Raw genomic sequence first — 18316 nt, 5'->3', positions numbered from 1 at the left:
TACTTGCAAGTCAGCCAATATTGACTAAGTAAGTTGCTATTTTTCAGGCTGTTAAGGAAGGTGCTGGGAAGCTCGAGGCTGCTGCTCTCGTTATAAATGAATTCCATTTTAAAACATTCTTAGTTGCCCTATAGGTTTCCAATAATGTGGGGTTAGCCTCTTCAGCTGCGACGGTGACTAAAGGTGGGGTCAGGGAGTTCTGGCTACATACACATTTTCACTGCATCGTGGATAAGTATTTTATTTAAAATGCTGGGGTGCCACCTTTGAGCGCCAAGGCATGAGAAGCTCAAAGGCTAAGCCGTTGGCTGCTAAGAGGGTATCCCGATAATGAGAGGTGCTGTAACGAAGGTAGGTAAAAAGCAGCCGGCCTGATTGTTATAGAGTGCGACTCCTCCGGTGACTACCAGATTGCAGACCTCGCGCCCTTTAAAGCTTATTTCAGCCATGCACTCTTTCGTCTTGCATGTTCGCGAAATAATCAACCAGGTGGTGCTGATGCTTAGTGGCTCAGTAGCTCTATAAATGAAACTTGAGGGTCGATGGATCTCAAGCTATCTAGCGACAAAGCTCGGTGTAGCTTGATTGGTGGCGCAAGCGGGACGGTAACTACTAGTGTATCAGTGGAAGAAATTTAACTTTAAAAATGGGGTGCGCCAGATTTGCACGAAGTGGGGAGTTGCTTATTGATTTCAAAGATCTGATTGGTGCCCGGGGCCGGACTTGAACCGGCACGGCCGTGAAGCCGGGAGATTTTAAGTCTCCTGTGTCTACCAATTCCACCACCCGGGCAGATCCTTTGCGAGAGAGGGCGATGTTTAATGCTTGCCCTTCATTCTCACTTTCATTGCATTCAACAGGATATTGCAATGAAGAGGAAAATGGAGGCTAGGGTCGGAATCGAACCGGCGTACACGGAGTTGCAGTCCGCTGCATGACCACTCTGCCACCTAGCCTTTTTTATCCGCCTTTGGCGGAAAAGAACGCTGCGAATTCTATCTGATAAATCTGAAAAATCCTAGCGTTTTCTTATACTTACGTGCGTTTCGCTGTGTAAGTGGGCGCCATTTTAGGGACTCTAGAGGATTAGTCAAGCATTGTTTTCATCAATGTTGCAATCAAGTGAAAAAAAGTAGGAAAAGTTACCTTCTGATGGTGGGGGAGGGCTATAATAACTTTTAGCACTGGTGCTCAAGAACCTATTTCCATTTGTTCTAAATTAATCTTCAGGTGTGCTGGCAATCTGTGACCTGTGTTCGATACTGTCTTTATCTGGCTAACACATCTCCCCCAACGTGTTTAGTAATGCTGGTAGGGTGGCTCACATGGCTGCCACCCGGAAGCAAGGATGAAATCCTCCAAGTTTCACTCCTAATGGTCTTGGCCCTGACGCTCTCCCCCGTCGTCAGGGCTTTTTTTTGTCTGCTATTTATTGGAGTCTTTCGCCCGGTCTGTCAGGTTTTCTGTGGCTAATGCATCCACGGGTTTACCGGCTGCTTTCTCAGACAGGGACCTAAACCTTTCCAGAGTCACTTCACCGCGTGCTTGAGCCAGTTCCCGTGCGACGTCATCAATACTTGCCTTGCCATTGCTGGCCTCGCGAATCTCTTTATCCAGTTGCTGCATTACCCCGGCCGCACGGGCAGTAATGGGGCCGGATGAGCGTTCGACTAATAGTGAAGGAGCCTTCTTACCCCATTTAATCAGTTTATCCATTGCCTCCTGATAGCGGGTTTCACTGATGCCACCAGTTCGCCTTAAAATCTCCAGGGAGTAAAACTCAGCCAGTCCCTCTACAATCCAATCGCTCTCATCGTCGCCGTGAATTCCCGTGCCCACATGAACTAACTCGTGGATCATGCTGCTGGTGCGGTTGCCGCTGATCAATGGTCGATCAGCATGCATATATAGAGAGCGTGTCCCCGATAGTCCGCCGCGCCACATGGGGTCGTCAGCGGTTACGATCAATAGATGATCAGGGAAGAGGGGGAAGATCTTCTTGAGCTCTGGCAGGTTCCAATTTAGGAAGGCCAGGATGTCTTGCCGCCGAATATTCTCATTTTTAGGGCCTGCAACACGGGTTTCAGTGCCGGCAATCATATCCTGCCGACTGCCAATTTTCCCTACAATCATCCAGCCCTTGGGTCTTACAAACTTACGCTTGGGGTCAGATAACTCGTATAGGTTATCTTCGATCTCAGGGTAGGGTAGGGCCGCATACCATTGGTCAGGAAGTTCCAGCTTAAGGCGGGCGGTAGAGCGGCCACGGCTGGTTGCCGATACGGGTGCAATCAATTTATCGCTGCGGAGAATTGCCCAGTCTTTGGTGATCCGTGAGTCGTAGCCACCGTTGCTACGCTGGTTGTCTATGACAAAGCGGTACTTGAGGGCGGGGTTCTTTCCTTCGGGGTGCCAGGTTGCTTTGTCGCCCTCGATCTTTAGGGGGTGTCACTTTCCAGGTCCTGATAGCGGCCAGAGCGCAAGTTTAGAACGAGCTTACTTGGCATATCATCACCGCTGAGCGCCATTTCCACCTCAGCGAGCTTGGAGTTGGGTGAGATCTCTGCACTGTAAAGAATCTCATAAGCCTGAACAGCAGGGGATAGAGTGGCGAGTAATAGCGGCAGTGTTAGTAATCGTTTAAGCATCATTTCTTCGGCGGGAAATCCAACAATTGATCGTTTTGACAGTATTTAAGCCTACAGGTGCCCTTGTGTCACCTTCAAGCAAACTGGTCACAAGCTAGCCAGTTATGAGGTGGCAGGTTTCATTTGATTGGTTTTCAGATATGTACCATTTAAAAAGAATACACTTACAAAGTCGTTATCATATGGCAGTGCATACTAGTAAGCATCTCCCGTATTAGTAAACAAGAAGGGAGATGTGGGTGGGCCGTCACAAGCATCTTTTGAGAGGGCTGGATTAGCGGGCAGGCATGCTGCCTAAGTGGGAATTGAATGCTACGAAGGACAAGACCGCAGCATAACTGCGGTCTTGAAAGGTCTTTTGCAGTCTAACTGACGATGGCGACAGAGCTACCAATATCTGATTGCACGGGGATCAACGAACTGCATACCGTAGGCGCTCAGGGCAAATCCATCTGGAAAACTACTTACCATTGGTTGCTGGGGGTTAACCGCTGCTATTTCGGAAGGGTAATAGCCTCCCGGCACAAACTGCCCCTGCCAACTGGGTGTAGCTTGAGGGGGGTAGCCCTGTAAAGGACTCATGGTAAATCCAGAGTATGGAGTGGCCGAGGAGGGACCTTGCGCGGTAGCGGCATGAGTACCCGCGGCCCTTGCTTGCTCTTTGGCGGACTCAAAAGCGGAGTTGATACCGAAAAGCTTGGGAACACCTGCGCCAACTCTCTCTGCCCCGAGGGGCATTGGTGCGGCCAAGGATCGGATTAGTTGGAATAAGGCGGTCACCCTGGATACATCTTTCTGCCGGAGCACACCTTTAAATAATGGATGGTGGGCAAGTAGTAGTGCTGCCAAACCGGTAATATGCGGCGCGGCCATTGATGTACCTGATTGAACATCGAAGCCTTTGTCAGGCACAGACGAAACGATACCCACACCAGGTGCGGCAACAGAAATTTCCTGGCCGAAAGCGCTAAATCTAGGAACAAATAGACCGTCGGCTGATGCTGTTGAGGGTATTACTGTTTGCGCTTCCCAGGAATCTTTGGGGAATTCATTGAGCATTCCCAGAGCGCCGACAGCCATAGCATTTGGAGAACTGGCTGGATACTGGACTGCCCCGCCATTGTTGCCTGCGGCAACTATACAGGCGATACCATGTTGGACCGCTTCCTCGATCTGTTGCTCAACAGCTTCTGACGAATCAGAGCTGCCCAGGCTCATATTCACTACGTCAACGCCGAGTTCTATACAATGCGAGAGGGCATCAATCAAGCTGCTAAATTGCCCGCCGGGGAAAACTTTGAATACATAGATTTCGGCTTCAGGAGCAAAACCGCGTATTGCCTCGGAGCCAGAGGGTTGGCCTGTAATAATTCCTGCACAGTGGGTTCCATGGCCGACGATATCTTCTGCCCAGCTATTGGCATCGTAATTATTGGTGACATCGATACCATTCTTTAAATGGCTCAGTATCGGGTGCTTATTATCCGCACCGGAATCGATGATTGCGATTTTGATACCTTTGCCCGTGTATTCATCGGGTAGCTGGTCCAGGCCCATGTACTTTTGCCCCCAGCCATAGGAAGCATCATTGGGGAAGTTGGGTATGGCTTCGCTTAGGGGTTGGAGTTTCACCAGGTTTACACCGGTGAGTGATAGGGAGGGGCTGCGAATATATTTGTTCCAGAAATCTTTGGCGGGGCGGATCAGAAGTGATTTCACTTGAGCGCCGCCGCTTTGCGCAAAAATACTGAGCGCGACTTCCCCTTTATTGTTGGTGACCCCTTCTTGAGGAAAGCCCGCACTTTCAACAATTATTTGCGCGTCGCGTATGGGCTCACCTTTTGCACCGATAACGCGGAAGTGCACCTGCTGTGCCTGGACGTGGTATTCGCGCAATAGTCCGGGTTGCTGTGCAAAAACTGCGGAAAAGGTCGGTGAATAGCTCGCTTGCCCGTAAGAGAGAAGTGAGTCCAGTTCAACGGCGACGTTTGGTGGTGTGGTCTGGTAAAGTGCCGCAGCAGCATCCACATCCATACGGACTTTGTAAATATTGGTGGCCTCATCGGCGGAAGACAGCGTTTTTAGTTTTCTGCCGGGGCGTATTTCACGAAGCACCTCACAACCTGCCTGCCTGGCAATAGTGGAAATCACATGGTGCATTGAGCCCGAGCTCAATGGCTGCACGCCCATGGATTTAGCCATCAGGCTGCGGCGGGGTGAAATAAGTAGCTCGACTTTCTCTGCAACCTCGACCGAAGGTTCTCCTGCGGCCTTTTCTTGTCGGGATTCAGTCATGTTCATGTTCCTTCGCTTTCAGTGCGGTACTGATTTAGTACGCGTGTGAAACGTCTGAAAGTGGTGAATCGAGTGGGTTTCAGTCTCAATTGAGAGGGTGGACAGGTTGATCCGGATCAATAATTACTTTGCCTCTCAATTTCTTTCTTAGGTCGTCGACGGCATCGGGTGTAGCCACAAGGGTGACGTTGCTTTTGCGCAAAGTAACGTCCTTAACATCGGGGCAATTTGAAGCTTCCTTCACCAGCTCCTCTAGCTCCAGAGTGCTAGCTGATACCTTACGATTTGGTACGGCTACATATTGCTCAAACTTCTTCATTTTCTTCTCATTGTGACTGCGCCATCCAAAATAGGGCAGGGTCGAACCCACCCCCAGGAAAAGGGGCGTGAAGCCCCTTTTTTTGCATTTTTAGTGCAGATAAGCCTGTTGCTGAAAGGCTGAGTTGGATTGCGGCATTGCCTGATAGGGCAGTGGCTGCCCGATGCCACTCAAATTCTGGAGGGGTTGCTGAGGTGGTTGCGGGAAAGCCTGGAATGGCACCGGTTGGCTCAGTGGTGCAAAAGCCTGCGGGGGAACCGATCCATACTGCTCCGGAGCCACAGGTGCCAGTTGATTTACCGGTTGGCCGATGTAGGTCTGAGGAACGAGGTGTGGCGTGAATTGCGGTGCGGCCTGGTAGGGCAGCAGGTGGTTGAGGCGCGCCAAGTTGTTAAGGAGTTGACCTTGTTGAGGTACGCCAATGTAGTTGCCAAGAGCAGGTGCGGCACGACTAATCAACTCACCGAGGAGACCTTGCGGTGGCAGTTGCGGAGCGGCTTGATAGGGTAAGAGCTGCCCTAGTTGGGCGGCTGCATTGATTAGCTGTGCCTGAGGGTTATTGATGTAATTGGCCAAAACTGGGGCCGCGCGGTTTATCAATTCGCTGAGATAGTTTTGGGGGGCAAACTGATGAGCGAACTGAGGTGGAATTTGTGGAGCAAGCTGCTGAGGAATGTGGGGCGCTAACTGTTGTGGAAGCTGCGGTGCGGCCTGGAAGGGCAGTACTTGGCCCAATCCGCCGAGTGCATTGATCAATTGACCTTGTGGTCCACCGACAATGCCACCAACTACCGGGGCTGCACGGCTAATAAACTCTCCCAGCAATCCTTGTGGTGCTAACTGTTGAAGCGGTAGGTATGGCTGGGGGGAGTGAGTCCGACGACCGGATTAATCGGAGGTACGGCATAGTTTTGTGGTTGTCCAAAGATCCCTTGAGCATATGCATATGGTTGGTACATGAACGTACTCCTCGAGTAGACCAATGACGATAGGGGGCTATCGCCCAGGTTATTTCATGGTTTACGGGTGAGAATTTTGGAGCTTGATAGAGCCCCGTTTTTAGGATCAGCCTGCTGATAATAAATCGGTAATGAGCTTTCGAGTTGTTGCATCTTGCGACGGACACTCAGCCGGCTGATCTGAGTATAGAGAAGCTTTTCAGAAGCACAGGGAAAGTTTGAAAAAAAATGGAGCGGGAAACAAAAAGGTAATGGGGGCGCAATTGTAGTCACCATTTTTCTTAAAATTCTGTAATTTTCCCAAAAGGAATATTTTTTAAAAAATAAAGTCTTACTCGGGATTTTCTACTTAAATGAGTGGTTAATATTCTTGTGGCGTGCAGGGTGCTGCTCCCTTGTATTGGTGTTAGGGCTCGGGGAAAATCCCCTCGGGTGCCCGGTGAAAAATAGCGGCACTTGTAGAAATATCCGTAAATAGCGAACTGGAATTTAAAGGTAACTGTTTATATCGATGTCTTGGAAAAGCAGCTTAACGAGCTTGTCAGTTCGCTTTTATGTAAAGATCTACTTACTCAAAATATCAAAAAACGATATCTAGCAGCTTTTCAATGTAATTTGCTATTGCCTCGCACTGTATGCCCTTCTTGGTTTTTTCTGCTCCAAACTCTTGTATCCTCTGTGGAGAGCTTTGCATTTTTTATACGTGTGCACTCAAAACTAAAAGTACTTGATAGTCGTTGAAGATACGTAAATACAAGAAAGTGGATAGAAATAATATCGGTATTTCTTTGGCGACCACAGTTTGCCGTATACGTGAAGAGGGTTTCAGAGAGTGGCTAAATCGGTGGAAAGTGTTCGACCCCAGGACGAGTAAGGGATTGGTTGTTAGTTGGCAGACTAAATGGATATGTCGGAGATTGGGGCAATTACTAGCAACCGTAAAGCTTGAATCTCCAGTGTAGAAAGAGGCGCTTGGAGCCGGGGAGGTCCAGCTATAATGCGGATTAGACTGCCTTTGAGGACAACTCAAAGATCGGTTGTGTCGGCAAAATGATCAATGATGACATTCGCGCCAAAAATTACTTGATCTTTGAAAAATGGATGAGTAGTATTCGCGGCCTCGGTGAGTAGCGCAGCCTGGTAGCGCACTTCGTTCGGGACGAAGGGGTCGGAGGTTCGAATCCTCTCTCACCGACCATATAAAAAGAAAAAGCCCGCTTATGCGGGCTTTTTCGTGTTTATGATTTCATTCCTGGTAGCGCTTTTACTTTAAAGGCTTACATGGGCAATTACACAGCTGCCTTGAGGGTGTTATCTCTTACTTGCTTATCGGTGTAAATAGCTAAGCCAGCCATGCTCAAAGCCTCGTGCCTCTTCGGTACTTCTGAAGCTAATTCTTTATTTGTCCCCATCGCTTTTAACTTTTTAGTGCGCTTCCGCATTAAGCCCGGCAAGGTAAACATGCAGGAGTTGCTTGTACTGTTCCTGGTGCGATGCACTGGGGGAAAGTGAGGGGTAATCTGAACGGCTTATCGTCAGCTCAAGCTAAAGAGTTCAGGCACAAAAAAGCCCGCTAAAAGCGGGCTTTGAAAATCTGGTCGGTGAGAGAGGATTCGAACCTCCGACCCCTTCGTCCCGAACGAAGTGCGCTACCAGGCTGCGCTACTCACCGTTTTTTGTTTCGCATCATTTGCGAAGGGGCGGCACTATAGCAGCAATTTTTCGGCTGTAAACCACTGATTTAATTTTTTATTTGTCGAATCAGTCCCTCTTGGCAGGTAGACGCTACCAGCGTTCCGTCGCGGGTGAAAATCTGGCCGCGGGTAAAGCCTCTGGCACCGGTTGCCGAAGGGCTATCCGTTACATAGAGAAGCCATTGATCCAGGCGGAAATCGCGGTGGAACCACATCGCGTGGTCAACGCTCGCGGGCATCAATTGGGGATCGAATAAGGATATGTCGTGCGGCTGTAGGGAGGTACCCAGGAGTCCCATATCGGATGCATAGCAAAGTGCTGCTCGGTGCTCCATCGGGTCGTCCGACATCTCGCCCTCTGCCCGCAGCCAGAACATGCATTTGGCTTCGCGGGTTTCAGCGCCAAAGTAGCTTTGCGGGTCTACCGGACGAAAATCGATCATATAGCGCCGCTGATCGTACTGCGGGCTAACCAATCCAGCTTCCAGGGCCAGCTCCTGGGTGTTTTTCAGGCTCTCAGGAGAGGGAATCTCGACACAAGGCAGGTCGGCCTGGTGGTCAAATCCGGGTTCCCGAATTTGGAAGGAGGCGGACATATTGAAGATCGCGCGCCCGCGCTGCTTGGCGACTACGCGACGAGTGGTAAAGCTACCTCCATCGCGGATTGGGTCTACTTCGTAGATCACCGGCAGCTCACTAGAGCCAGGGCGGAGGAAGTAGGCGTGCAGGGAGTGGGGTAGGCGATGCTCAACGGTACGAGTTGCTGCCATCAGTGCCTGGCCCAGAACTTGCCCGCCAAAAAGCACTTTACGATAATTTTCAACGTGATGACGACTGCGGAAGAGATTTCGATCCAGCTCTTCAACATCCAATAACTTACCTAATTTTTCCAACATAAGGGATTTTGCCCGTTACCTATTCCACTTAACAGAGTTTGCAGATGGGGAGCTTTGCGCTCTTAATCAAAAGGATAATAACAGCAAATCCCTTTAACCCCATTCATATTTTGAACGTTAGGCCCATTTTGGTCACAGGTGCCACCTCGTATAGCTATCCAGCTCTTTTCCATACGCTAGCTACTGATTTTTTCAGTCAAGTTGAAACTCTGTGCTATTGACTATTGCGACTTGTCGAATTCTTACTTATTTCTGTGGTATAAAGCGCCAATAGTTGTTGGGACAGTTGGACTAATTCGTTTGCAGCTATCCAACAAAGATTGAATAAGAGAAGTAGGAGATACCACAGGTGCCACACAACAATATTGATATACGTCCACCACTGAATTTCGGCAAGGTTGTCAGTCGGCACCGTACCGCAAAGGCTGTGGCTGGAGGGGTTGGCTCTGCTGCTTATTATGGGGTGTGGGGTGCACAGACGGCTACAGGTGCCACACTAACCGGCCTGGCTACCGGTGCAGCGGCTGCGACTTCTGCGACGGGTATTGGTTTGGTTGTTGCTGGAACAGCATTGTCCATTGGTTACGCTGGTTTGGCGGCCCGATCCGCATACAAGACCAATAATCACCTCAATGCTCTGAAAAAAATCTACGAAAACAGGAAGTCGTATAGCTGTCCTTGTAAAGGATCGGTCGCCCACGACTATGTTTCTGGCCAAGTGCTTCCTTATATCATCGAGCAGAAAAGCAAAAAGTTGCATCGCAAGATGGTTGAAGCGACTCCGGGAATCGCCTCAGTAGAATATGCGCGCAAGGCAGTAAAAAACCTGTACAAGCGTTCACAGGGTACGCTCGGTAAAAAACGTACCTTTGCTGCAGAGTGGTTGGCGCAGCATTTGATTTCTCATGATTGTGAATTAGCTAATGCGATTGTTGCAGAGCTCTACTCAGAGGAGGAAATGCTCTGGATACGCACGCAGGACAACGATGTAGTCGCGCCTCTGTTGGAGCTAAAGCTGAAGTCCGTTTAATAGTGGCTTCTTGTGTTCTGGTGTAGTTCTTGATTTCATTCGGAAGTATTGGGGTAATGGACTACCCCGCAATCACTCAATCGTCGAATTTTCTGTGTTATGTGCAATGCTTGGGCTCGCCAAGCGTCACCACATGCTAAAATAAAAGGTCTGCTCTCAGCTTAAAATTGGCTCATTTTGGGTAAATTTTGAGCAAAATGGCCTAATATTTTTAATATTAGGCAGTCTAATTCCCCGATTTACTTTTCCAACCGACTTGAATTGCCTATCATTCATGAATGAATAGTCAATTTCAGTCCCCATTTTTACGGGCAAAGAAGGTCGGAAGTATGGATAAGGCAAAAGAGAAGGTTCAGCGGTTCCGCGCGCGGGAGCAGCGTATCCTGGATGCGGCTCTGGAGCTTCTGTTGGAGCACGGTGAAGAGAAAGTCACGGTCGAACAGATTGCCGAGCGTGTGGATATCGGTAAGGGCACGATTTACAAGCACTTCATTTCCAAGACAGAAATCTACATGCGTTTGCTGATGGATTATGAAAAATCCCTCGCTGAACGTCTCAAGACCGCTGTAGCCTTGGCCGAGCAAGGTGATATCACCGCTCCAGCCCGCGCCTATTTTGAATCTCGTATGGCCGATCCTGGCAAAGATAGACTCTTCCAGCGCCTGGAGGAGAAGATTATCGCGTTGAACCTGGCTCCAGAAATGATTGCGGAGCTCCACAATATTCGTAATTCCAATGCCACCTCTCTCAATCGGGTCTTTGAGCGCCGTATGGAGCAGGGCATGCTGAAGAACGTTCCTGCATACTTCTATTACTCAACATACTGGGCGCTTGTGCAAGGGGCGGTAGAGCTTTATCACTCCAAGTCTTTTGCCAATGTCATAGAGGACAGGGAAGGTTTGATGGAGTTTATTATGGATGTGGGTGTGCATATCGGTGATATGTCCTCTCGCAAAACGCCAGAGGGAAGCCAGACAAGCCATCACAGCGATTCTGCGGGGTCCGCCCTTGGCTGAGCCCCTGTTCCAGCAGCTGCAAAAATTACAGGCTGAATTTCATGGGCATCCACCTGTAGAAAGGTGGAACCCAGAGCTTTGTGGGGACATGGATATGGTCATCAAATCTGATGGCCGTTGGATCCACGAGGGAACAGAGATTCGTCGTCACCCTCTTGTGAAATTGTTTGCCAGCATTTTGAAGCGTGAGGGGGATGAATACTTCCTTGTCACCCCTGTCGAAAAGCTGCGAATCATAGTGGAGGATGTTCCATTTGTAATTACTCAGGTGGCCCGCAACCCCGGAAGTACTCATCAGCAGCTACTTTTCACCACAAATGTGGGCGACGTTGTTGAGCTGTCGGAAGAGGGGCAGTGGCAACTGAGAGACTTTGGTGCTCCGCCGCAGCCAATCCCTTATCTGGAGATTCGAGGGGGGTTACAGGCTCGCGTTTCCCGTGATGTTTTTTACCAGTTGGTAGACTGGGCGCTTGAAGGGGGTCGCGATACCGATAAGCTTTTTGTGCAAAGTGACGGAAAAGATTTCCTGCTGGGTTCTTGCAATTAGATAGCTCCAGGTTCCTGCTGGCGGATTCCTCGCGCCTCAGCGCTGATTTGTAGCTGGGGCTTTAATTTATAGCCTTGCTCTTCACTGTTCGAGTTTAGAAAGTATTTGCTTGACTCTATAGCACCTGACCTTACTCTCTCGACGAACTTTCCTTATTTATATCTTTGGTATCAAACTGTTTAGTGGATGCCACTATCACTTCTTTATTTTGATTAGCACTATGGGGTTTATACTTGATTGCGCCGGTGCTTGCCTGAGTCCGGAAAATAGCCCGGGAACATACATGTCCGTACTATTTATTTGTGGTGTTGCTGTATTTCATTTCTATTAAAAAAATAGTGTTTGAAATCTTATGGAAATATAAGTGTATTTGTTCTGAAAGGAATCGAATATTAATTCGATAATTTACGGAAATATCTAAATAAGTAACAAATCCGCAACAGTGCATTTCTAAACTTCCCTCCGTCCAAATCGCTACGGCGAAACAAAAAATATAGTTTTTATTTGCTTGGTTGTTGTCATTTATTTTTTTAAAAATGGCGGAGTTGAAGCAATTAAAGTTTTGGATTGAAATTCCTATAGGGGGAAACATGAAGCGAGTACAGAATAAGCTCTTACTGGCAGCTGCGATTGCTGCGCTATTAGCGGGTTGTGACGGTGGCGGTGTGAGTATCGAGCCGGAAACAGTAGATAACTCGGTGGACAACTCGGTAGATAATTCAGTGACAAATCCTGGCGGAGGTTCCACTGATGAAAATCCATGTGCCACTATAGAAAGTTCAAGTGTACAAGGTGAATTTAGCGGTGGTAACTGCTATTACGCAACTGATTTTGTTTCTGCTGCAAACCCATTAACTGAAGATTTATATCTCACTGCGCTGGATAGCAATGGAGCTCATGTCTTTAGCGGCAGTTTGTTTGTTGGAGAAAGTTACTCCAGCGATTCTGACCTAGCAGCAGCCGGTATTTCTGAGGGTGGTGACGGCGTAAAACTGGAAATTGAGGCGGGCGCCACTATCGCTTTTAAAGATAATTCAGCATTTATGGTTGTAAACCGTGGATCGCAAGTCTTTGCTCGCGGTACAGAAACAGCTCCCATCACTTTTACGTCAGAAACTGATGTTCTTGGCACTGTAGGTCCGGAGGATGTTTCACAGTGGGGTGGAATGGTTATTAATGGCTTTGGTGTAACGAACAAATGCCAATATACAGGTTCTATTGGTGGTGGTGATCTGACTCTTGATGGCGAGTGTCACGTAGCTGCTGAAGGATCCACTGATGACAATACTTCCTACTACGGCGGTGACAACAATGCCGATAACTCGGGAGAGCTTTTGTACGTTGTTGTCAAACACACTGGCGCAGAAGTTGCTAGTGGTGATGAGTTGAACGGAATTGCTTTTGATGCTGTAGGTAATGGCACAACGATCCGTAACCTTCAAACATACTCAACTTACGATGACGGTATCGAGTTCTTCGGTGGCGCTGTAGATGTCGAAAATTATGTTGCACTCTACGTTCGCGATGACTCCATTGATATTGATGAAGGTTATCGTGGAAGTATTACCAATGCTTTGGTGATTCAAAGTGAGACTGACGGCAATCACTGTATAGAGGCCGATGGCATCGGTTCATATAGTGATGGAGCTGATTATTCCACCTTGATCAGCCAGGGTCTCAACAGTCGACCAGTAATTGACGGGCTGACCTGTATTGTTTCCGCTCAAGAAGAGGGTACTCATGACCCCGGTGCAGGCTGGCGCCTGCGTGAGGGTATTTATCCAATGATCACTAATTCTATAGTTGTGGCCTCCTTCTTTGCTGATGAGACTGGCGTGGCCGGCGATAACTACTGCCTGCGTATTGAGAGCTCTCAAACTCGCGGCGAAGCATCTGCTGGGACTGAGGTGGCTCTGACTTCCAACATTTTCGCCTGTGAAGATCGCACTAAAACCGATGAAGACAGCTTCAATGTTGAGACTTGGGCTGTGGATAGCGGTAACCAATTTGCCACTATCTCCGGTGAAGTTAATCCAACCTCTAATGCCGATACTGACTTTGTTTTGCTCGGCGGTTCCCCTGCAATGTTCACAGTTGATGCATCTGCTCAAGTGATCGATGGCGTTGCACCTACGGTTTCTGCCGAACTGGGTCGTGCCTATTTGGGTGCGCTTGAGCAGGATGGTACCGATTGGACTCAGGGTTGGACTTACGGTCTTCACCAGGGTGATCGCGCTCAACCTCTCTGGTTTGAGTAATAGATCGAGGTAGCGGTTGGGGATGCTAATCCCAATCAATTAAGGCGCCGCCTTCGCTGATGGAGTCGGCGCCTTATTTGATTTAAGACCGTGATTCTTAGGAATGAAAAGAGGCCTGAGAGATGGTTAAGTGCGAAAGATTTCAAAGGGCGCCGCTTGTTTTGGCGGTAGCTGCGGGCTCCACATTTGCAGCTGGAGTGTATGCACAGGATGCTGAACTGGTTGATAGTGCCACTCCTGGGATTGAAGAGGTTGTAGTCCAGGGGCGGCTGAAGGACTCTGCTGAAGTCCTAATCAGCGAGCGCCTGGAGGAGGAGGTAGTTACGGATATCCTCGGGGCTGAGATGATCAGCAGGGTGGGGGACTCTACCGTAGCCGCAGCGCTGCGACGAGTATCCGGATTATCCCTGGTAAGTGACAAGTTCGTTTACGTAAGGGGCTTGGGTGAGCGATATTCAAGTACAACTCTCAATGGTTCGACGGTGCCATCCCCGGATCTGACCAGAAATGTCATCCCACTAGATCTATTCCCGACCTCTATCGTGGAATCGCTAGCGGTACAGAAGAGCTACTCAGTTGATAAGTCTGCCTCGTTTGGAGGTGGTAATGTCGATATCCGCACCAAAGGGATACCTGATGATCTGACTTACGCTATTGAAGTTGGTACGGGCACCAATAGTGAAGTCAATGGTGATGTGCTCAGCTACAGCGGTGGAGATGATGATATTTGGGGTGCTGATGATGGTACCAGGGCGATGCCGGGTGAGATATCTGCGGCACTGCAACGCTTCAAGGGTAATATTTCAGTTGCGGATATCCGTGATACCTTGATTGCTGAGGGGAATGAGTATTCAAGTAACCAGGAGGCGGAAAAGGCGGCTCAAGCGCTAAATAGGGAACTCGCCCTAAGCTTGAATCGTGATATTTCTATTAAAGAGGAATCTAGCGATCCTGACCAAGACTACAAGGCTAGTGTAGGGAATCGCTTCTACTACGGGGACGATTGGGAGTTCGGTTTCCTGGCTGGAGCCTCCTACAAGAGTAAGTGGAGGGAGAGTGAGCGCACTATTCGTGACTACGGTAACCCACAGGAGCAGGTTGACCGTCGAACCGAGTCTACTTACTCCGTAGATATCAGTGGAAATTTAAACCTAGGTATACGTTTTGCGGACGAGCATTCGGTTGAGAGTATCAGTTTGTATTTGAGGAATACGGACGATGAGACTTCAATCAGGGATTACTTTGACTCAAATCGTCTATTGTCTGATGGCGCTGGATCGAGAAATTATGACCTGAAGTATGAAGAGCGGGAGCTGGTGCTTCATCAAATAAAGGGAAGTCACTCTCTTGGTCCAGAAACAAAAGGCCTGCTGTCCGTCAGCTCCCTAAGTTGGGTGCCTGAGGATTTGGTGGTTGACTGGTTCTACTCCGATTCAACGGCGATGACAGATATCCCTAACCAAGTTGAGGTTATTGCGAGTACCGAAACCGATCCGGAAACAGGTGAAGTTCTCAGTTCAACAGTGGATATTGCTTCGCGGAGCGCTAGCTTCCGATTTACTGAGCTGGAGGATGAGGTTCGAAACTACGGTTGGTCTGCAACATTGCCTGTTGAATTTTCCTCGTCCACGCTGGAGTTGAGTGGAGGATTTGCTCGGATTGAGAAAGGTCGCTCCTATAAGCAAACCGAGTTCGGATTGGATATCTTCAGTGTTGCTGATAGCGCAATTCTTGATGACCCTCTGGGTGATGTGTTCAGTGATACCAATATTACCGATGATGAGAATAATTTTGTTTTTGCCAAGTCTGGTAGTAACAAGCAAAGTTATTTGGCCGCTACTTCGACAGATGCGATCTACGGTAAATTCGATTGGACTCTTGAGGAAACCTGGCGTATTTCAGCTGGGGCCCGATGGGAGGACTATAGTCAAGCTGCTTTAGAGTGGAACCCCTATAGTTTCTCGCAAAGTGAACCACAGATTACGAATGACCCCGAGGAGTTGGCTGAAGCGGTATATACGGATGATGATATTTATCCTTCATTATCCTTGACCTATATGGGGTCATTTTGGGCGGAGACATTCCAGTTGAGATTCGGTGCATCCAAGACCGCTGTTCGGCCCGACTTACGTGAAATTACCGACGCTATTTATATAGATCCGCACACTGATGATCAGATCAGGGGGAATTCGAGTGTTCGGCCGTCGGAGATCGACAACTACGATATTCGCGCAGAGTGGTTTTTTGATAGCGGCGATAGCCTGACTATTTCGGCTTTCTATAAGGATATTGTTAATCCTATTGAGTTTTTTGAAGCTGCCTCAAGTGATGACAATGTTGCGCGAGAGATTATAAATGCTGAGTCTGGTGAGATTACCGGTATAGAAATAGAGGGTATGAAAAGCCTTGGCTTTATCTCTGACCCAATGGATAGCTTCTTCCTGCAGGGCAATATTACGCTTCAAGACTCGGAAATTGTTGCCGGTGATGAGGCTGATGCACCGACTAATGCAGTCCGCGAAATGACAGGGGCTTCTGATTATGTGGTTAATATGCTGCTCGGTTTTGACAGCCCGGACGGGAACCATTCTGCCAGCTTGGTTTACAACGTATTTGGTGAGCGCCTTTACAAAGCGGGGCGAGATCCTCATCCCGATTCATTTGAGCAGCCATTCCACTCTCTGGATTTGACTTACTTCTGGTATCCAACTGATGAGGTGACGGTGAAGGCGAAAGTGCAGAACCTTTTGGGTGAAGCCATTGAAATTGAGAGGCAGGGTGTCACCGTTTTTGAAGAGGAGGTTGGGCAGACTTTCGCATTGAGCGCGCAGTACAAATTCTAGGGAGGCCAGCTGGCTGTGCCTTGGATTAAGTGCATGAAAATATGCGTTCTCAAGCAATAAAAAATGGCGCCATCGGCGCCATTTTTTATGTGTAGACCCAATTACATATTTGGATAATTGGGGCCGCCGGCACCTTCAGGGGTTACCCAAACAATATTTTGGGTTGGGTCCTTAATGTCACAGGTCTTACAGTGTACGCAGTTTTGAGCGTTGATCTGGAAGCGCTTACCGTTGGTGTCTTCAATAACCTCATAAACACCGGCAGGGCAGTAGCGCTGCGCGGGTTCATCGTAAATCGGCAGGTTGTGACTCAGCGGAACTTCTGGGTCCTTCAGGGTCAGGTGGCAAGGCTGGTCTTCTTCGTGGTTAGTATTGGAAATAAACACGGAAGATAGCTTGTCAAAACTGAGTACGCCGTCGGGCTTCGGATAGTCAATCTTTGCGCAGTCAGCAGCAGGTTTGAGCTGGGCGTGGTCAGCCTTGGTGTCGCGCAGGGTCCAGGGAAGCTTGCCTTTAAAGATATTGATATCCACAAATGCATAGGCAGATCCCAGAATGTTGCCCCATTTGTGCTGGGCAGGGCCGAAGTTGCGCTGCATGTGCAGCTCTTTCCAGGCCCAGCTATCGCGATACTTGGTGGTGTAGTCGGTCAGCTCTTCGCTGTTGCGCTCAGCAGCGAGGGCTTCAACGACAGACTCAGCCGCGATCATGCCGGATTTCATCGCGGTGTGATTGCCCTTGATCTTGGCAAAGTTCAGGGTGCCGGCGTTATCACCGATCAGCAGGCCGCCAGGGAAAGTCATTTTCGGCTGGGATTGAAGGCCACCTTTTACTATGGCGCGGGCACCGTAGGCGACGCGCTCGCCACCTTCCAGGTACTTCTTGATTACCGGATGGTGTTTATAGCGCTGGAACTCGTCAAATGGACTCACATGGGGGTTGCTATAGGCGAGGTCAGTAATCAAGCCGACAACAACCTGGTTGTCTTCGAGGTGGTAAAGGAAGCCGCCACCGTGGGTGGAGCTTTGTTCCAGCGGCCAGCCAGCAGTGTGAACAACCAGGCCTTGCTGGTGTTTGTCCACAGGGACTTTCCAAATCTCTTTAATACCGATGCCGTAGTGTTGTGGGTCGGCATCTTCGTCTAGCTTAAAGCGTTCGATCAGCTGCTTGCCCAGGTGACCGCGACAACCTTCAGCGAAGAGAGTGTATTTGGCATGCAGCTCCATGCCTGGCATGTAAGAGTCTTTCTGCTCTCCGTTCATGCCGATGCCCATATCGCCAGTAGCGATACCTTTTACAGAGCCATCTTCGTTGTACAAAATTTCGGCAGCGGCGAAGCCAGGGAAGATTTCCACTCCCAGGCTTTCGGCTTGTTCTGCCAGCCAACGGCACAGGTTGCCGAGACTGATAATGTAGTTGCCCTCGTTGTGCATGGTGCTGGGCACAAACATGTTGGGGACTTTTATAGAGTTCTCTTCGCTGCGCAGGACGTAGATGTCGTCGCCTTTTACCTCAGTATTGAGGGGGGCTCCACGTTCTTTCCAGTCGGGGAAGAGTTCATTCAGGGCGGTGGGCTCAAATACAGCACCGGATAGGATGTGAGCTCCTACTTCTGAGCCTTTCTCCACGACACATACAGAGACGTCTTCATTGAGCTGACGAATACGACAGGCCGCGGCCAATCCAGCGGGGCCGGCACCCACGATCACTACATCGTATTCCATTGATTCGCGTTCCACGGCACTCTCCTCAGCAGTTGTATTCAACTTTTTTGCGGCCAATCCGGCCTTATCATTTATATTGCTGGCGGA

At 49.2% G+C, this 18316-nt stretch carries 13 protein-coding genes and 4 tRNA genes; 6 read left to right on the top strand and 11 right to left on the bottom strand.

Annotated elements, in window-relative coordinates:
• Positions 1 to 705 precede the first annotated feature (705 nt).
• The 7 genes from QT397_15810 to QT397_15780 all read right to left on the bottom strand — a co-directional run bounded on the left by QT397_15810 (position 706) and on the right by QT397_15780 (position 6087).
• Positions 706 to 792 (bottom strand) — tRNA-Leu (locus QT397_15810).
• A 90-nt stretch (positions 793 to 882) separates the two neighbouring features.
• Positions 883 to 956: transfer RNA gene (locus tag QT397_15805), tRNA-Cys, on the bottom strand.
• Positions 957 to 1425: 469 nt separating this feature from the next.
• A complete protein-coding gene (locus QT397_15800) occupies positions 1426 to 2295 on the bottom strand; it encodes a hypothetical protein (GenBank protein ID WNZ54354.1) in 870 nt (289 codons plus the stop codon).
• A 143-nt stretch (positions 2296 to 2438) separates the two neighbouring features.
• Positions 2439 to 2651 carry a hypothetical protein gene (locus tag QT397_15795; protein WNZ54353.1) on the bottom strand — a complete coding sequence of 71 codons (213 nt, stop codon included), beginning with the start codon at positions 2649 to 2651 and terminating at the stop codon, positions 2439 to 2441.
• A gap of 384 nt (positions 2652 to 3035) precedes the next feature.
• Positions 3036 to 4943, bottom strand: coding sequence for a S8 family serine peptidase (locus QT397_15790; protein ID WNZ54352.1), 1908 nt, complete (start codon positions 4941 to 4943; stop codon positions 3036 to 3038).
• Between the two features lie 85 nt (positions 4944 to 5028).
• Positions 5029 to 5262, bottom strand: a complete 234-nt coding sequence (locus QT397_15785; GenBank protein WNZ54351.1) for a hypothetical protein — start codon at positions 5260 to 5262, stop codon at positions 5029 to 5031.
• 90 nt (positions 5263 to 5352) lie between these two features.
• Entirely contained in the window at positions 5353 to 6087 is a 735-nt protein-coding gene (locus QT397_15780) for a hypothetical protein (GenBank protein ID WNZ54350.1), read from the bottom strand.
• Between the two features lie 1255 nt (positions 6088 to 7342).
• On the opposite strand from QT397_15780, the gene QT397_15775 reads away from it, so the two are divergent.
• A tRNA-Pro gene (locus QT397_15775) sits at positions 7343 to 7419 on the top strand.
• A 91-nt stretch (positions 7420 to 7510) separates the two neighbouring features.
• Here QT397_15775 and QT397_15770 read toward each other — a convergent pair.
• The 3 genes from QT397_15770 to QT397_15760 form a co-directional block, all read right to left on the bottom strand.
• Positions 7511 to 7684 (bottom strand): hypothetical protein, encoded by a 174-nt coding sequence (locus tag QT397_15770; GenBank protein ID WNZ54349.1) that lies wholly within the window; start codon positions 7682 to 7684, stop codon positions 7511 to 7513.
• A gap of 132 nt (positions 7685 to 7816) precedes the next feature.
• Positions 7817 to 7893 (bottom strand) — tRNA-Pro (locus QT397_15765).
• 69 nt (positions 7894 to 7962) lie between these two features.
• Entirely contained in the window at positions 7963 to 8811 is an 849-nt protein-coding gene (locus QT397_15760; protein WNZ54348.1) for an acyl-CoA thioesterase II, read from the bottom strand.
• A gap of 349 nt (positions 8812 to 9160) precedes the next feature.
• On the opposite strand from QT397_15760, the gene QT397_15755 reads away from it, so the two are divergent.
• The 5 genes from QT397_15755 (at position 9161) to QT397_15735 (ending at position 16505) form a co-directional block, all read left to right on the top strand.
• On the top strand, positions 9161 to 9841 hold the full coding sequence (locus tag QT397_15755) for a hypothetical protein (protein ID WNZ54347.1): 681 nt from the start codon (positions 9161 to 9163) through the stop codon (positions 9839 to 9841).
• Positions 9842 to 10170: 329 nt separating this feature from the next.
• On the top strand, positions 10171 to 10857 hold the full coding sequence (locus QT397_15750; protein ID WNZ54346.1) for a TetR/AcrR family transcriptional regulator: 687 nt from the start codon (positions 10171 to 10173) through the stop codon (positions 10855 to 10857).
• Positions 10850 to 11404, top strand: a complete 555-nt coding sequence (locus QT397_15745) for a DUF1285 domain-containing protein (protein WNZ54345.1) — start codon at positions 10850 to 10852, stop codon at positions 11402 to 11404. Before QT397_15750 ends, QT397_15745 begins: the two co-directional genes overlap by 8 nt.
• Before the next feature lie 590 nt (positions 11405 to 11994).
• Entirely contained in the window at positions 11995 to 13662 is a 1668-nt protein-coding gene (locus tag QT397_15740) for a serine/threonine protein kinase (protein ID WNZ54344.1), read from the top strand.
• 122 nt (positions 13663 to 13784) lie between these two features.
• Complete coding sequence (locus QT397_15735; GenBank protein ID WNZ54343.1) at positions 13785 to 16505, top strand: TonB-dependent receptor; 2721 nt, start codon at positions 13785 to 13787, stop codon at positions 16503 to 16505.
• Between the two features lie 101 nt (positions 16506 to 16606).
• Here the strand turns inward: QT397_15735 and QT397_15730 are convergent, their stop codons facing one another.
• Entirely contained in the window at positions 16607 to 18229 is a 1623-nt protein-coding gene (locus QT397_15730) for an electron transfer flavoprotein-ubiquinone oxidoreductase (GenBank protein ID WNZ58547.1), read from the bottom strand.
• Between the last annotated feature and the right edge of the window lie 87 nt (positions 18230 to 18316).

The organism is Microbulbifer sp. MKSA007 (assembly GCA_032615215.1).
Taxonomy (GTDB): Bacteria; Pseudomonadota; Gammaproteobacteria; order Pseudomonadales; family Cellvibrionaceae; genus Microbulbifer.
Note: the sequence above shows the minus strand (reverse complement) of the source record. Positions and strands in the feature narration are given on the sequence as shown.

What these genes read in the sequence shown, in the direction of transcription:
- QT397_15730 (WNZ58547.1), bottom strand. Translation starts at nt 18,229, where the DNA reads ATGGAATACGATGTAGTGATCGTGGGTGCCGGCCCCGCTGGATTGGCC.
- QT397_15770 (WNZ54349.1), bottom strand. Translation starts at nt 7,684, where the DNA reads ATGTTTACCTTGCCGGGCTTAATGCGGAAGCGCACTAAAAAGTTAAAA.
- QT397_15790 (WNZ54352.1), bottom strand. Translation starts at nt 4,943, where the DNA reads ATGACTGAATCCCGACAAGAAAAGGCCGCAGGAGAACCTTCGGTCGAG.
- QT397_15740 (WNZ54344.1), top strand. Translation starts at nt 11,995, where the DNA reads ATGAAGCGAGTACAGAATAAGCTCTTACTGGCAGCTGCGATTGCTGCG.
- QT397_15785 (WNZ54351.1), bottom strand. Translation starts at nt 5,262, where the DNA reads ATGAAGAAGTTTGAGCAATATGTAGCCGTACCAAATCGTAAGGTATCA.
- QT397_15760 (WNZ54348.1), bottom strand. Translation starts at nt 8,811, where the DNA reads ATGTTGGAAAAATTAGGTAAGTTATTGGATGTTGAAGAGCTGGATCGA.
- QT397_15795 (WNZ54353.1), bottom strand. Translation starts at nt 2,651, where the DNA reads ATGATGCTTAAACGATTACTAACACTGCCGCTATTACTCGCCACTCTA.
- QT397_15735 (WNZ54343.1), top strand. Translation starts at nt 13,785, where the DNA reads ATGGTTAAGTGCGAAAGATTTCAAAGGGCGCCGCTTGTTTTGGCGGTA.
- QT397_15750 (WNZ54346.1), top strand. Translation starts at nt 10,171, where the DNA reads ATGGATAAGGCAAAAGAGAAGGTTCAGCGGTTCCGCGCGCGGGAGCAG.